The sequence below is a fragment of the Donghicola eburneus genome, from assembly GCF_900115865.1.
Classification (GTDB): Bacteria; Pseudomonadota; Alphaproteobacteria; order Rhodobacterales; family Rhodobacteraceae; genus Donghicola; species Donghicola eburneus.
The window spans coordinates 32,959-47,813 of sequence record NZ_FOXY01000013.1 but is presented as its reverse complement, the minus strand read 5'-3'; the positions used below and the strand labels follow the sequence as shown (position 1 = coordinate 47,813).

The 14,855-nt window shown below is 60.1% G+C and carries 17 protein-coding genes and 1 riboswitch; of the genes, 2 read left to right on the top strand and 15 right to left on the bottom strand.

Features of this window, described 5'->3' with window-relative positions:
* Positions 1-29: 29 nt before the first annotated feature.
* A complete protein-coding gene (locus BM225_RS18155) occupies positions 30-401 on the top strand; it encodes a DUF2237 family protein (protein ID WP_072705540.1) in 372 nt (123 codons plus the stop codon).
* Here BM225_RS18155 and BM225_RS18150 read toward each other — a convergent pair.
* The 8 genes from BM225_RS18150 to rpsA form a co-directional block, all read right to left on the bottom strand.
* A complete protein-coding gene (locus BM225_RS18150) occupies positions 386-925 on the bottom strand; it encodes a helix-turn-helix transcriptional regulator (protein WP_245780539.1) in 540 nt (179 codons plus the stop codon). The two genes, BM225_RS18155 and BM225_RS18150, sit on opposite strands and share 16 nt — an antisense overlap.
* Before the next feature lie 18 nt (positions 926-943).
* A complete protein-coding gene (locus tag BM225_RS21880; protein WP_072705538.1) occupies positions 944-1,429 on the bottom strand; it encodes a hypothetical protein in 486 nt (161 codons plus the stop codon).
* An 81-nt stretch (positions 1,430-1,510) separates the two neighbouring features.
* Positions 1,511-2,164: a hypothetical protein gene (locus BM225_RS21875; protein WP_072705536.1), complete on the bottom strand. Its 654-nt coding sequence runs from the start codon at positions 2,162-2,164 to the stop codon at positions 1,511-1,513.
* 288 nt (positions 2,165-2,452) lie between these two features.
* Positions 2,453-3,697, bottom strand: a complete 1,245-nt coding sequence (gene trpB, locus BM225_RS18135) for a tryptophan synthase subunit beta (protein WP_072705534.1) — start codon at positions 3,695-3,697, stop codon at positions 2,453-2,455.
* 115 nt (positions 3,698-3,812) lie between these two features.
* Positions 3,813-4,457 carry a phosphoribosylanthranilate isomerase gene (locus BM225_RS18130; RefSeq protein ID WP_072705532.1) on the bottom strand — a complete coding sequence of 215 codons (645 nt, stop codon included), beginning with the start codon at positions 4,455-4,457 and terminating at the stop codon, positions 3,813-3,815.
* A 3-nt stretch (positions 4,458-4,460) separates the two neighbouring features.
* Complete coding sequence (locus tag BM225_RS18125) at positions 4,461-4,811, bottom strand: LapA family protein (protein ID WP_072705605.1); 351 nt, start codon at positions 4,809-4,811, stop codon at positions 4,461-4,463.
* A gap of 2 nt (positions 4,812-4,813) precedes the next feature.
* Positions 4,814-5,113 (bottom strand): integration host factor subunit beta, encoded by a 300-nt coding sequence (ihfB, locus tag BM225_RS18120; RefSeq protein ID WP_072705531.1) that lies wholly within the window; start codon positions 5,111-5,113, stop codon positions 4,814-4,816.
* A gap of 247 nt (positions 5,114-5,360) precedes the next feature.
* Entirely contained in the window at positions 5,361-7,037 is a 1,677-nt protein-coding gene (rpsA, locus tag BM225_RS18115; RefSeq protein WP_072705529.1) for a 30S ribosomal protein S1, read from the bottom strand.
* Positions 7,038-7,259: 222 nt separating this feature from the next.
* Here rpsA and BM225_RS18110 point away from each other — a divergent pair, with 222 nt between their 5' ends.
* A complete protein-coding gene (locus BM225_RS18110; RefSeq protein ID WP_072705527.1) occupies positions 7,260-7,697 on the top strand; it encodes a GNAT family N-acetyltransferase in 438 nt (145 codons plus the stop codon).
* On the opposite strand, the gene cmk is transcribed toward BM225_RS18110, so the two are convergent.
* The 7 genes from cmk to ybeY all read right to left on the bottom strand — a co-directional run bounded on the left by cmk (position 7,673) and on the right by ybeY (position 14,852).
* Entirely contained in the window at positions 7,673-8,293 is a 621-nt protein-coding gene (gene cmk, locus BM225_RS18105; RefSeq protein WP_072705525.1) for a (d)CMP kinase, read from the bottom strand. The two genes, BM225_RS18110 and cmk, sit on opposite strands and share 25 nt — an antisense overlap.
* Before the next feature lie 130 nt (positions 8,294-8,423).
* Positions 8,424-9,770: a 3-phosphoshikimate 1-carboxyvinyltransferase gene (gene aroA / locus BM225_RS18100; protein WP_072705523.1), complete on the bottom strand. Its 1,347-nt coding sequence runs from the start codon at positions 9,768-9,770 to the stop codon at positions 8,424-8,426.
* Positions 9,771-9,836: 66 nt separating this feature from the next.
* On the bottom strand, positions 9,837-10,559 hold the full coding sequence (gene trmB / locus BM225_RS18095; protein WP_072705603.1) for a tRNA (guanosine(46)-N7)-methyltransferase TrmB: 723 nt from the start codon (positions 10,557-10,559) through the stop codon (positions 9,837-9,839).
* 122 nt (positions 10,560-10,681) lie between these two features.
* A complete protein-coding gene (gene metK / locus BM225_RS18090; protein WP_072705521.1) occupies positions 10,682-11,851 on the bottom strand; it encodes a methionine adenosyltransferase in 1,170 nt (389 codons plus the stop codon).
* A 5-nt stretch (positions 11,852-11,856) separates the two neighbouring features.
* Positions 11,857-11,905, bottom strand: a riboswitch (SAM-SAH riboswitch).
* Between the two features lie 14 nt (positions 11,906-11,919).
* Positions 11,920-13,419 carry an apolipoprotein N-acyltransferase gene (gene lnt, locus BM225_RS18085; protein WP_083595615.1) on the bottom strand — a complete coding sequence of 500 codons (1,500 nt, stop codon included), beginning with the start codon at positions 13,417-13,419 and terminating at the stop codon, positions 11,920-11,922.
* Complete coding sequence (locus tag BM225_RS18080; RefSeq protein WP_072705519.1) at positions 13,416-14,309, bottom strand: hemolysin family protein; 894 nt, start codon at positions 14,307-14,309, stop codon at positions 13,416-13,418. The genes lnt and BM225_RS18080 overlap by 4 nt, the downstream gene beginning before the upstream one ends.
* A 36-nt stretch (positions 14,310-14,345) precedes the next feature.
* On the bottom strand, positions 14,346-14,852 hold the full coding sequence (gene ybeY / locus BM225_RS18075; protein ID WP_072705517.1) for an rRNA maturation RNase YbeY: 507 nt from the start codon (positions 14,850-14,852) through the stop codon (positions 14,346-14,348).
* Positions 14,853-14,855 lie beyond the last annotated feature (3 nt).

Genomic DNA, 14,855 nt, shown 5'->3' with positions numbered 1-14,855 from the left:
TACCAAAGACATCCAGAAAGGCAGAGCAGATGGAAAAGGAACCTTCCCTCAACGTGAACGGCGGCCCCTTGCGCCCCTGCTCCACCGACCCGATGACCGGCTTTTTCCGCGACGGGTCGTGCAACACCTGCTGGCAGGACCAAGGCAGCCACACGGTCTGCGCCGTCATGACAGCCGAATTCCTCGCATTCTCGAAATATGTAGGGAACGACCTGTCGACCCCGCGGCTGGAGTTCGGCTTCCCCGGCCTCATGCCCGGCGACAAATGGTGCCTCTGCGCCAGCCGCTTCCTACAGGCCCATGACGAAGGCTGCGCCCCTCAGGTTGATCTCGAGGCCACACACCAGCGCGCCCTCGACATCATCCCGCTCGAAGTGCTCGAGACTTATTCCGCCGCCTGACGGAACGGACTGGGCTGGGTTTCGTCCATCAGCAGGTCTTCGATAATCACGCTCATCAACTGCGCACGGCCGGACACACTGGCCTTGCGATAAATGGCAGCGGTCTGCGCCTTGACCGTGCCTTCGGACGTGTTGCGCATCCCCGCGATCTCGGCGGTGGACAGCCCCTTGAAGGCAAACAGCGCCACATCCCGCTCGGCCGGTGTCAGGCCCCACTCCAGAAACCGCTCTTCCAGCAGTTCCATGAATTCACGGCTGGCCGCCCGCAACCGGGTCTCGGCTGCCTCGGCCCGCCGCGCGGTATTCCGCAGCACCATACCGCCCACGATAATCCCCAGCAGCAGGCCCACCGCCGCCCCGATCTCGACCAGCTCAAACAGGCTCCACGGCACCAGATTGAACGGCAGCCCCAGCACAGACACAACAATTTCCCAGATAAACACCAAGGCACAAAACGCCTGCAGCCCGATGACCGAGGCCATCCCAAGGCGCTGCAGGCGCATCTTCTTTTCTGCTTCTTTCATTGCGTTCCCTTGCGCCTCCTAGTCGTCATCGCGATCGTTGTCCCGATCGTCTTTGTCGTCATCGCGCCCGCCCCCGCGGTCATCGTCGCGATCATCCTTGTCGTCTTTGTCGTCGTCGCGATCATCATCACGGTCGTCATCGCGATCAGTGTCCCGATCATCATCACCGTCATCGTCGCGGTCACTATCCCGATCATCCCTGTCATCAGAACCACCGGACCAGTCGCGGTTCCGCTCGCCCGAACCGCCGCGCCGATCATCATCATCGTCGTCAGAGTGATCTCGTAAAATCGCGCCATTGCTGGGCTGCACCACCACTTCGCGAGAGCCGTTCTCTCCTGTCGCGACAAAGCGCAGCCGCCCCAGCAACGTCCGCGACACCGTGATCTTGGTGTATCCTTCAGCGGCCAGTTCCTGAATGATCGCTTCTTTGACCGTTTCCGCATGGCCTGCGACGGGGATCAAACCGACCCCAAAGACCAATCCTGCCAAAACTTTCTTCATGCGGTCTTCCCAGTTCCTAAGCGTACGCCCCGCGCATGGTACCATGCACAGGGCCAGCTTTCCTAATGTTGTACGTGCGGCTTAGTGGTTTCCGCCGCCGCGCCCCTCACGATCCCTGTCACGATCGCGGTCCCGATCGCGGTCGCGCCCCCCATGATCGTCGTCGGACTCATCGTCCTCGTCGTCATCCGAGCTGTCATCGGAACTGTCGTCCGCGTCCGAGCTGCTGTCATCATCAGACTCGTCGTCATCATCGCGATCATCGCGGCCATGCCCCTTGCGACCGCCGCGCGTGGCTTCGGTCGTGGTCGCCGCGCCCGAGTCGCTGTCATAGCTGACCTCGTACATCGCGTTGCCATCTGTGGCCAAAACCTCGACCCCGCTATCGGTCTCGCGCACCGCAACCACGGTCAGCCCCGACTCCTCGGCGGCGGCAATCGCGGCTGATGTGTCCTCGGTCGACAAGGTTTCAAAGCTGGCATCGCGCGGCGTCACTTCTGTGGTCGAGGTCGCGGCGCCGCTCTCGGTGTCGTAGTCGATCTCGTAGTAGCTGGACCCGTCCGTCGCCAGAACCGAAGTCACCGCCCCATCCCGAGAGGTCCGCACCGCGACCGCGCTGTAGCCCGCCTCTGTCGTGGCGCTGATCGCCTCGTCCACGGTCAGGGCAAATACCTGCGCGCCGCCCACACACAGCACCCCCACCAGCGCGACGCGCGCTGTCAGTTTGTTGATCATCGTGATCTCTCCCGTCTGCGCCAGAAATGTCTCTGGCCTCTGCCTCTGTCTTGGGCAGAGCCAGCCGCCAAGAAAATGCGCCAAGGGGTATAGAGCGGGTTATGGCGCGCCTGCAGACCGCCCCTAAACCCTAGGCCTAGAGCCAGCCGGAACGTCATGACGTAAACCATACGCCAGCCATACGTGAGCCGGCATCGCCAAACCCCTTGTTTTCATGGGCCAGACACGAAAAACCCCGCAGGCGAACCTGCGGGGCTGTTCATCAGTCATTAAGCTGTTCGGCGGGGTTTAGCCCAGATCGCGGCCTTCTTCGCCCGCGATGTTCACACCCAAATGGCGCGCCACGGTAAAGATGTCTTTGTCGCCACGGCCACACATGTTCATGACGATCAGGTGGTCTTTGGGCAAAGTCGGCGCGATCTTGGCAACGTGGGCCAGCGCGTGACAAGGCTCCAGCGCGGGGATGATGCCTTCGGTGCTGCACGACAGCTGGAACGCCTCAAGCGCCTCTTTGTCGGTGATCGAGACATATTCCGCGCGGCCGGTTTCATGCAGCCAGCTGTGCTCTGGGCCGATGCCCGGATAGTCGAGACCTGCAGAAATGCTATGCCCTTCAAGGATTTGGCCATCCTCGTCCTGCAGCAGATAGGTACGGTTGCCATGCAGCACGCCCGGACGACCGCCGGTCAACGAGGCACAGTGCTCCATCTTTTCGTTCACGCCCTTGCCGCCCGCTTCGACGCCGATGATGCCCACGTCCTTGTCATCAAGGAACGGGTAGAAGAGGCCCATCGCGTTCGAACCACCGCCGATCGCAGCGATCAGAGTGTCGGGCAGACGGCCTTCGGCTTCCATGATCTGCTCGCGGGTTTCCTTGCCGATGATGGCTTGGAAATCACGAACCATCGCAGGATAGGGGTGCGGACCAGCCACGGTGCCGATGCAGTAAAACGTCTCTTCCACGTTGGTCACCCAGTCCCGCAGGGCATCGTTCATCGCGTCCTTCAGGGTGCCACGACCGCTGGTCACAGGCACAACCTCAGCCCCCAGCAGGCGCATGCGGAACACGTTGGGCTTCTGACGCTCAACGTCGTGCGCGCCCATATAAACAACGCATTTCAGACCGAATTTCGCACAGACAGTCGCGGTCGCAACGCCATGCTGGCCTGCGCCAGTTTCCGCGATGATGCGGGTCTTGCCCATGCGGCGGGCCAGAATGATCTGACCCAACACGTTATTGATCTTGTGCGCGCCGGTGTGGTTCAGCTCGTCGCGCTTGAAGTACACCTTGGCCCCGCCAAGCTGCTCGGTCAGGCGCTCTGCGTAATACAGCGGCGACGGACGGCCTACGTAGTGTTTCCACAGGTAGTCCATCTCGGCCCAGAACTCGGGATCGGTCTTGGCATGCTCGTACTGCTCCTCAAGCTCGAGGATCAGCGGCATCAGCGTTTCCGACACGAACCGTCCGCCGAATTTGCCAAAGCGGCCTTTGTCATCGGGTCCGGTCATGAAGCTGTTGAAAAGATCATTCATCTCGGGCGCCTTTCAACTGAGATTTTGCACGTGGATATGCAACATAGAGCGGCATTTCCAGCGAAAAGCGGCAATCGGTCCCGCCATCGCGAAACCGCCGCCACAAAGGGGTGCATCAGGCCAGAGCGGCCTGCATGAATTCCTTGATTTTCTGGGGATCTTTGACGCCCGGCGCACTTTCGACACCAGAAGATAAATCAACCTGACGGGTGCCCGTCCGCGCGATCGCCTCGGCCACATTGCCTGCGTGCAGACCGCCCGCCAGCATCCACGGCACCGCCCACTCGCGCCCCTCCAGCAGACGCCAGTCAAAGGACAGCCCGTTGCCACCTGGCAAATCCGCGTCCTTGGGTGCCTTGGCATCCACGAGGATCTGGTCGGCAACCGTTTCGTATTCGGCAATACGCGACAGATCATCCGCGCCCGACAGACCCACGACCTTCATCACAGGCAGGCCATAGCGCTTTTTGACCTCGGTCACACGCTCTGGGCTTTCGGACCCGTGCAGCTGGATCATATCGAGCGGTACAGCCCCTGTGATCGCATCCAACAGGTCGTTATCCGCGTTCACAGTCAAAGCCACCTTGGCCACACCCAAAGGCACCTCAACGGCCAAATCACGGGCCTGTTCGATGGTCACGTTACGGGGGCTCTTGGGAAAGAACACAAAACCAACGTAGCGCGCCCCGGCCTCTGCCGCAGCGCGCACGTCTTCTGCGGTGCTCAGACCGCAGATTTTAACTCTGATTCCAGAGGACATGGGTTAGCCGTTGCTCTCCAACAGGGCCAGAACCTCGTCCTTACCCTTGTGCTTCTCGCCGCGCAGCTTTTCGACTTCGCGGTTCAGGCTCTGCGCCGCGTGCTTCTGACGGCGGGCTTCGGCGCGGTGCTTGTGCTCGCGCATCCACTCCCAGACGAACCCGATCAAAAGACCAGCGATCACGCTGGCAAAGATCACAAGGAACAAGGGCAGTTCGAGCATGAAGTTCCAGCCAGCGATGTCCGCCAGACCTTCGGGCAGCAATTGCAGGCTGACAGCTTCACGGTTGGCCGCGGCGATCGCGACCAAAACGACCGCAATCACGGCCAAAAATGCATAACGAATATAGCGGATCATTATTCTTCTTCAGACTCTTCCAAACCATTCAACCGGTCTCGCAGCAGCTTGCCGGTTTTGAAGAAAGGTACAAATTTCTCTTCGACTTCAACAGTCTCACCTGTTCGAGGATTGCGACCGATCCGCGCATCACGCTTCTTCACCGAAAAAGCGCCAAAGCCGCGCAACTCGACTCTGTCTCCCCGCGCCATTGCTTCGGTGATTTCTTCGAAGACCGTATTCACGATGCGCTCGACATCGCGTTGATACAGGTGCGGATTTTCGTCGGCAATGATCTGAATGAGTTCCGAACGGATCATCAGATGTCTCCCCCTCGCCAGCAATATATCTTGTAAATCTGATAATAGGGCCAAATGCCTGAAAACGAAACAAAATCGCAGGCAAGTCGTGAATTTTGGTATCTTTCTGCCCACGAACCCCGTTTTTGCAGGAATGCCGCAGCACAGAAACCATCCGTTTGGTCGGTTTTTCACCGAATCGGCCATAGAAAAAGCCCCGCAGAAAACCTGCGGGGCTAATGTAACTCTTTGATTTAAGGAACGAGGATTACTCGTTGCCCTTCAGCGCTGCGCCGAGGATATCGCCGAGCGATGCACCCGAGTCCGAGCTGCCGAACTGTTCGACGGCTTCTTTCTCTTCTGCAATCTCGCGTGCCTTGATCGACAGGCCCAGACGACGCGACTTGCTGTCGACGTTGGTGACGCGAACGTCGATCTTGTCGCCAACCTGGAAACGCTCGGGGCGCTGGTCCGCACGGTCACGCGACAGGTCCGAGCGACGGATGAAGGACTTCATGCCTTCGTAGTCGACTTCGATGCCGCCGTCTTCGATCGCGGTCACTTCAACAGTGATGATCGAGCCGCGCTTCACGCCGCCAATGGCTTCTGCGAAGGGATCGCCGCCAACAGCTTTGACGGACAGCGAGATACGCTCTTTCTCGACGTCGACTTCCGAGACAACCGCTTTGACAACGTCGCCTTTGGTGTAGTCGCCGATGACGTCTTCGCCGCGGCCTTCCCAAGTGAGGTCCGACAGGTGAACCATGCCGTCGATGTCGCCTTCGAGGCCGATGAACAGACCGAATTCGGTGATGTTCTTGACTTCGCCTTCAACAACGGTGCCCTCGGGGTGGGTCTCAGCAAAGACTTCCCAGGGGTTACGCATGCACTGCTTGAGACCCAGCGAAACGCGACGCTTGGCTTCGTCGATTTCCAGCACCATGACTTCGACTTCCTGCGAGGTCGAAACGATTTTGCCGGGGTGGACGTTTTTCTTGGTCCACGACATTTCCGAAACGTGCACCAGACCTTCGACGCCGGGCTCCAGCTCCACGAACGCACCGTAGTCGGTGATGTTGGTGACGCGGCCGGTGTGAACGGTTTCCAGCGGGTACTTCGCAGCAACCGAATCCCACGGATCGGCTTGCAGCTGCTTCATGCCCAAGCTGATGCGGTGGGTTTCTTTGTTGATCTTGATGACCTGAACCTTGACGGTTTCGCCGATCGACAGGATCTCGGAGGGGTGGTTTACACGGCGCCATGCCATGTCGGTGACGTGCAGCAGGCCGTCAACGCCGCCCAGGTCAACGAATGCACCGTACTCGGTGATGTTCTTGACAACACCCTCGACCGCCTGACCTTCGGACAGGTTGCCGATGACTTCTGCACGCTGCTCGGCGCGCGACTCTTCCAGGATGGCGCGGCGCGACACAACGATGTTGCCACGGCGACGGTCCATTTTCAGGATCTGGAAGGGCTGCTTCAGACCCATCAGCGGGCCTGCGTCGCGTACGGGGCGTACGTCAACCTGCGAGCCGGGCAGGAACGCAACTGCGCCACCCAGATCGACGGTGAAGCCACCTTTGACGCGGCCGAAGATCGCGCCTTCGACGCGTGCATCGTCTGCGTATGCTTTTTCCAGGCGGTCCCATGCTTCTTCACGGCGTGCCATCTCGCGCGAGATAACAGCTTCGCCGCGGGCGTTTTCAGCAGAGCGCAGGAACACTTCTACTTCGTCGCCGACTGCGATTTCAGGAGCTTCGCCGGGGTTTGCGAATTCTTTCAGATCAACGCGGCCTTCCATTTTGTAGCCTACGTCGATGATGGCTTGGCCCGCTTCGATTGCGATGACCTTACCTTTGACAACCGAACCTTCTTCGGGGGTGTCGATTTCGAAGCTTTCTTGCAGGAGGGCTTCGAATTCCTCCATCATTGCGTTCGCCATAGCGTCCGTTTTTCCTTTACTAACGTTTTTTCTGGCCGAGCGGTTGTCTCCGCCGGTCTTTGGGTTGGTCTTTCGGGCGATTTTCAAACAAAGCAGGGCCGGTTGGTGTATCCGACCCTTGGGTTCCGTCTGGTCATTGCCATGTTGACGAGGCGCGGAATAAGCGATTTTCGTCCCACTGGCAAGCACCAGACCCCGTGAAACCCAGCGAAACAGGCCCCGATGCAGGTTCAAATCGTTCAAATCAGCGCCAAGGACACCCTGCCCCTGCGCCATTCCGTGCTCTGGCCAGATCATCCGGTGGATTTCAGCCGCGTTGCTGGCGACGAGTCGGCCCTACATTTCGGCGCCCACGTAGGCGGCAAAATGGTCAGTGTCCTGTCGCTCTTCAAAAACGAGTCCGCGATGCAGTTACGTAAGTTTGCAACCCGTTCTGACTGTCAAGGACAAGGCGTCGGCACGCTCATGATGCGCCATGCGCTCAGCGTGGCAGAGGCATCTGGCGCGGATCGGGTTTGGCTCAGCGCCCGCGAAAGCGCCATGCCATTCTACGCGAAATTCGGGTTCCAGCCTTTCGGCGACGTCTTTTTCAAAGAGAGCCAACCCTACCGCAATATGCAGATCAGCCTGCCTGATCAGAGCTTGGCCAGTTCCGCCTGACGCGCCTCAATCCGTTTGACGGCAGACGCGACGGCCTCTTCGATTGACAAGCTGGTGGTGTCCAGTTGCAGAGCGTCATCCGCTGCTTTCATCGGGGCATCCGCACGGGTGCTGTCACGGCGATCCCGCTCGCGCAAATCTGCCAAAACCTCTTCGATCGAGACCTTGTGCCCTTTGAAGGTCAGCTCTTTCCAGCGCCGTTCCGCACGGACATCGTCGCTGGCAGTAACAAACAGCTTCACCTCGGCGTCGGGGCAAATGACAGTGCCAATATCGCGCCCGTCCAATACCGCCCCCCCTGCCCGCGCTGCAAAGGCCCGCTGAAAATCGACCAAAGCTTTGCGGACGTCCGGCATCGCAGCGACTTTACTGGCAGCTTGGGCCACGTCGGGCGCGCGTAAAGCGTCGCCCTGCAAATCCTCTGCCGTGAGGGTTTGTGCCGCTTCCAGCGCGGGCGTCCCGTCCAAAGTCTTGCGCCCCGTCGCGCGATACAGCAGGCCCGTATCCAAATGTGCAAACCCGAAATGCGCAGCAATTGCGCGGGAAATCGTGCCTTTGCCGGATGCGGCAGGTCCATCAATCGCGACTGTGAACATAGGGGCCTCCTGTCAATCGGATGTCTGTCCTAGCCCAGACCGCCATCGGGAACAAGCATCCCGCAATGAGCGGGCAGTTTCCTGCAACCGGACCCAAAGAAAAAGGCGACCCGCTGGGGCCGCCCTTTGATCAGGTTCGCTCGATCTTGCCACCGAGCCCCGAAATCAGCGTTTCGAAGATCGGGAAGCTGGTGGCAATCGCGCCGCCGTCATCCACGCTGATCGGCTTCTGGCTGCACAGACCGCCCACGAGGAAGGACATGGCGATGCGGTGATCCAGATGGGTCTCGCAGGTCGCGCCGCCGGGCACATTGCCAGCACCCAGACCTTTGACGATCCACCAATCATCGCCCTCTTCGACCTCGACCCCGTTGGCGCGTAGGCCCTTGGCCATCGCATCAATGCGGTCGCTTTCCTTGACCCGCAGCTCTTTGACGCCGCGCATCACGGTGTCGCCGGTCGCATTGGCCGCGACAACGGACAGCACAGGGTATTCGTCGATCATCGAGGCCGCACGCTCGGGCGGGACGGTGATGCCCTTCATGTTGGGCGAATACTTGGCGCGCAGGTCAGCCATGGGCTCGCCGCCCTCAACGCGCTCGTTTTCATAGGTCAGGTCCGCGCCCATTTCGCGCAGAGTAGTGAACAGGCCAGCGCGGGTCGGGTTCAGGCCGATATTCGGGATCAGCACGTCCGAGCCGGGCACCAGCAGCGCCGCACACACGGGGAACGCCGCCGACGACGGATCGCGCGGCACGGTGATGTCCTGCGGCTTCAGTTCGGGCTGGCCCTTCAGGGTGATCACGCGGCCCTCTTCGGTTTCCACCGTCGAAATCTCTGCCCCGAAACCGGCCAGCATCCGCTCGGTATGGTCGCGGGTGGCTTCTTTCTCGATCACCACAGTCTCACCCGGCACATTCAGACCGGCCAGCAGAACCGCCGACTTCACCTGAGCCGAGGGCATCGGCACGGTGTAGCGCACGGGGGTCGGCTCTGCTGCGCCGACGATGGTCATGGGCAAGCGGCCACCACTGCGACCAACCGACTGCGCGCCAAACAGCGCGATCGGATCGGTCACACGGGCCATCGGACGCTTGTTCAAGCTGGCATCACCGGTAAAGGTCACCGTGATCGGGCATGTCGCCATCGCGCCCATGATCAGGCGCACACCGGTGCCAGAGTTCCCGCAGTCGATCACGTTGTCAGGTTCGGCAAAACCACCAACGCCCACACCCTTGACCGACCAATTGCCGCCACCGTGGTTGGTGACTTCGGCACCGAACGCCTGCATCGCTTTCGCGGTGTCCAGAACGTCTTGCCCCTCGAGCAGGCCAGAAATCTTAGTCTCGCCCACGGCCATCGCGCCAAGGATCAGCGAACGGTGGCTAATCGACTTGTCCCCGGGGACATGAGCCTCTCCGGTCAGGGGACCAGAAGCATAGGCGGTCATCGGGATGGGCGTGCCATGTGCAGACATCGGGCGTTCCTCGTTCAATCAATCCGCCCTTCTGTTATCGCAAACAAAGGGCATGGTCTATCGCCCTCAGCGGCGACGGAAAGTCATGTAATGGGGCGTGCGCCCCTCGCGCAGAGCCTTCTGCTCGTAGCGCGTGGAAATCCAGTCGCCCCAAGGCTCACGCCAGTCGGACGGCCCTTCGGCCAGCCATTCAAAGCCCGCTTGCGGAACCTCTTGCATGGTCTGGCGAACGTAGTCGGGAATATCGGTGGCCACGCGAAACTCGGCCCCCTGCGCCATCACCTGAGCCAAGGGCTGCAAGTGCTCTTGGGTGACAAAGCGGCGACGATGGTGCCGCTTCTTAGGCCAAGGATCGGGGTAGTTCAGAAACGCCTTCTGGACGCAGCCATCGGGCAGCACGTCAAACAGATCGCGCGCGTCACCGGGGTGCACCTTCAGGTTGGTCACGCCAGCCTCGCGGATTTTCCCCAACAGCATGGCGACACCGTTGATGAACGGCTCACAGCCAATAATCCCCATATCGGGATAGGTCTTCGCCATGTGGACCAGATGCTCACCGCCGCCAAAGCCGATCTCCAGCCAGAGTGGACGTCCGTCAAACATGGCCTCCACATCCAGCTTCTCGCGGTCAGGGTTCACATCCCAACCGACCGGACCGGGGGACAAAGGCTCCAGATCCTCTTCCAGAAATTCCTTCTGGTTCGGCCGCAAGGTTTTGCCCTTGAACCGTCCATAGAAGTTACGCCAAGGCGCGCCAGAGGGGTGTGTTTTCGGTGTCTCGTCGCTCATGGCCTGCCCAATAAAGCCGCGCCCTGCCCAAAACAAGCCCCAGCTTCTTTTTGCCTTAAATACTCAAAAACGAAACAGGGCCCACAAGGGGCCCCGTCTACGAATCCCGATGTCGCCGGAAATCAGCGAATTTCGCGGGCCAGAGCCTCTGCCAGATCGGTGCGCTCCCAGCTGAATCCGCCATCCGCTTCGGGCGCGCGACCAAAGTGACCGTAGGCTGCGGTGCGCGAATAGATCGGCTTGTTCAAGTCCAGGTGCGTGCGGATGCCACGGGGCGACAGATCCATCACGCGGGGAATCGCTGCCTCGATTGCGGCCTCCTCGATTTTCCCTGTGCCGTGGCAATCCACGTAAATCGACAAGGGCTTCGCCACGCCAATCGCATAGCTCACCTGCAAGGTGCACTTGTCCGCCAGCCCTGCAGCCACGATGTTCTTGGCCAGATACCGCGCGGCGTAGGCAGCAGAGCGGTCCACCTTGGTCGGGTCTTTGCCGCTGAATGCACCGCCGCCGTGGGGCGCTGCGCCGCCGTAGGTGTCCACGATAATCTTGCGACCTGTCAGGCCCGCGTCCCCGTCGGGACCACCGATCACAAACGTCCCAGTGGGGTTCACCCACCATTCTGTCTTTGCGGTCAGCAATTCAGCCGGGATGATCTCGCGGATATAGGGCTCGACAATCGCGCGGATGTCGTCGCTGGTTTGCGCTTCGTCCGCATGCTGGTGCGACAGCACGATCGAGGTCACTTCCACCGGCTTGCCGTCCTCGTAGCGCAACGAAATCTGCGACTTCGCGTCAGGACGCAGGGTCGGCTCCGCGCCGGACTTGCGTGCGTCCGCCAGACGGCGCAACACCGCGTGTGCGTACTGGATCGGCGCGGGCATCAGTTCGGGGGTTTCGTTGGTCGCGAAACCGAACATGATCCCTTGGTCGCCCGCCCCATCACGGTCCACACCCTGCGCAATGTGCGCGGACTGCTCATGCAAGAAGTTCAGCACGTGGCAGGTGTTCCAGTGGAACTGCTCTTGCTCGTAACCGATGTCACGGATGCAATCACGGGCGATCTGGGTGATGCTGCCCATATAGTTGCGCAGCTGTTCCTGATCGGACAAGCCCACTTCGCCGCCGACAACCACCATCCCGCTGGTCGCAAAAGTTTCGCAAGCCACGCGCGCGTTTTCCTCGGCTGACAGCAGCGCGTCGAGCACCGCGTCCGAGATACGATCGCACACCTTATCAGGATGCCCCTCGGAGACAGATTCCGAGGTGAAGATGTAGTTCTGTCTGGTCATTGAAGTGCTCCATTAAATGTCGCTAGTCACGCCAGGAAGCCGTTGTGACAGGAATATGAAAAAGGCCCCTAAGCTTCTCCGGCATCCGCGTCAACGGAAATCGGACCGCGAAACTGGAAAGCTGATGCAACTATTCCTAAAATCAAGAGCATAGCGAGCCAATCACTCGTCCGGCTATACAGCGTCATCTTTCGAGAGGTTGGAACGGGCAGGTCCAGATAGCCTGCGCTGTTCAGTTCAACCTGCCCCAGCACGTTGCCGTAGGCGTCGATGACCGCCGAAATCCCGGTATTGGCCGAGCGGACAACTGGAATGCCGGACTCAATCGCCCGCATCCGCGCGATGGCCAGATGCTGATAAGGACCCGAGAAGTTGCCGAACCAAGCGTCGTTGGTCATATGCACCAACAGCGCGGGACGCTCGGGCGCGCCGAATACATTCTGAGGAAAGAGCGCCTCGTAACAAATCAGCGGCAGGATCGGTCCGACCCCCGGCACGTCGAACACGTGGGGCCCGTCCCCCGCCGAATAGCCGCCCACTCCGAACGCCGCGAGGCCCGTCAAACCAAAGCGGTCAAAGAACGCTTGGAATGGCAGATACTCCCCAAAGGGCACAAGGTGGTATTTGTCGTAGACCGCAACCGGCGCGCCCGCATCATCCAGCAGAATAGCAGAGTTGAACCAGCGCCCCGCCCCTTCTGTCCGCTGAATGCCGAGCAGCACTTCGCTGCCCGCAGCCTGCTCTGCCACATATCCCAAAGCAGGGCCTGCATATTCCAGAACAAAGGGGACAGCCGTTTCGGGCCAGATGACCAAATCGGGGCGCGGATCGGCAGGCGCAGCGGTAAATGCAACTTGGCGGTCAAAGAACTTGCGGACGTTGGCCTCGGTCCATTTTTGGCTCTGGACAGCGTTGGGTTGGATCACGCGCGCGATGGGCAGATCGCCAGACACATCGGATTTCGGAACGGGCCAGAACACCCCTGCCCCGATTAACAGCGCCAAAGGCACAGCAATCCATCGCCGACGCACGATCAAAGGCACCGCCGCACAGACCAACAAAAACGCCAGATTCACCCCATGCGGCCCGATCCAAGCAGCGGCCTGATAGGCGCCCCAATTGACCAAACCCTGCGAGGCAAGCGCCCACGGGAATCCCGTCAGCACGTAGGCCCGCAAAAGCTCGACCAGCGCCAGCGTTCCCGCATAGGCCAACGGATGCCCGCCAATCCTTTTCGCGATGTAACCCGCCAGCCCCCAGAACAAGGCCAGCCCACCCGCCATAAAGACCAGCGCAAAAGGGGCCATCCAGCCGAACACCTCTGGTTCGATCAAGAAGGGCTCAACAATCCAAGACAGCGTGACAGCGAAATAGCCGGTGCCAAAGAGCCAGCCGAACTTGGCAGCCTGTTTCGGCGAGGCGCATCGAGGCCACCACCACAAAGCTGCCACGAAACCCGCAAGAAGAGCGGGCAGAAAATCAAATGGCGCCTGACCCATCGCGGCCACGGCGCCAGATATCAAAGGGGCGCCCCACCCGATCATGAGGCGCCGCAAGCGTTGGGTCATTCAGCGGCCACTCCGCCTTCGGGTGTTGGCCGGACACGCATGCGCTTGATGCGTCGCGGATCGGCGTCAATCACCTCAAACTCGAAGCCCGCAGGGTGCTGGATCACCTCGCCGCGCGCTGGAACACGGCCCGCCAGCATAAAGATCAAACCGCCCAAGGTATCGATCTCTTCTTCGTCGACGTCTTCGTTGTCAGTCAGGGAGTGACCCAGCTCTTCTTCGAAGTCGTCCAGAGGGGTCTTGGCCAGTACGATGTAACGACCGTTCGGCTCTTTCGTCCAGAACTGGTCGTCATCAGTGTCGTGCTCATCCTCGATCTCGCCCACGACCTGTTCGATCAGGTCTTCAATGGTCAGCAGACCGTCCACACCACCATATTCATCAATCACGAGTGCCATGTGCCGACGCTCTGTCTGCATCTTTTGCAGCAGCACCCCGATCGTCATCGACGGCGGGACGAAAAGCAGCGGTCGGATCAGCCCGTTAATGTCAAATGTCTCGGTCTCGCCAAACCCGTGCTTCAGGGCAAAGTCCTTGAGGTGGATCATCCCAACGGGTGTGTCGAGCGTGCCCTCGTAAACCGGTAGACGCGACATCCCGCTCTCGCGGAACACATCGACCAGACCTTCGAGGGAAATGTCGTTGGGGACAGCTTCAATCTCGACTTTGGGAATCGCGACATCTTCGACCCGCATGCGGCGCAAGTTCGCCAGACCAACCGTGGGTGCGCCCCCGTCTGGGGTGTCCTCGCCGTCCTCTGCGCCTTCGCCAGAAGGGCCTATGATTGAAAAGAATTTCCGCAGGAATCCGCTGTTACTTGCTGCTTCATCCCCATCCACCGGAAGCGCGCCTGGCGCTGCGATAGAAGATCCGTCGTTGGTGTCGCCCATTAATCCTGTTCCAAAACCCGCAACCTGTCCGTTGCTTTATAAAGTATATGGGTCAGGAATACCCATTTTGCCAAGTATTTCCGTTTCGATCCCCTCCATGAGCGTTGCATCCATGTCATCGATATGGTCGTGCCCTAACAGGTGCAGGACCGCATGAACGGTCAGATGGATCACGTGGTTCTCGAACGGAATGCCGCCTGCCTCGGCCTCGGCCAGACAGGTGTCGTAGGAAATCGCGATATCTCCCAGTTCTTCGGGCGGGCCATCGGGATCGGGAAGGTCGGGATAAAACGGCGTCTCACCCGGTGCGTCAGGTGCACGCTCTTCGGATGGCCAAGACAACACGTTCGTGGCCTTGTCCTTTTCGCGAAAGTCGGCGTTCAGCTCTTTGATCCGCGCGTCATCACAGGCAAGGACGGCGATTTCCCAGCCGTCCGTGCCAAGTTCCAGATGCTCCAGGACTGCGGTTGCGGCCTTTTCGGCCAACTCTTCGAGACCGACCTCTTCCCAGCGGTCGTCCTCGATGACGCAATCGGTGATCATGCT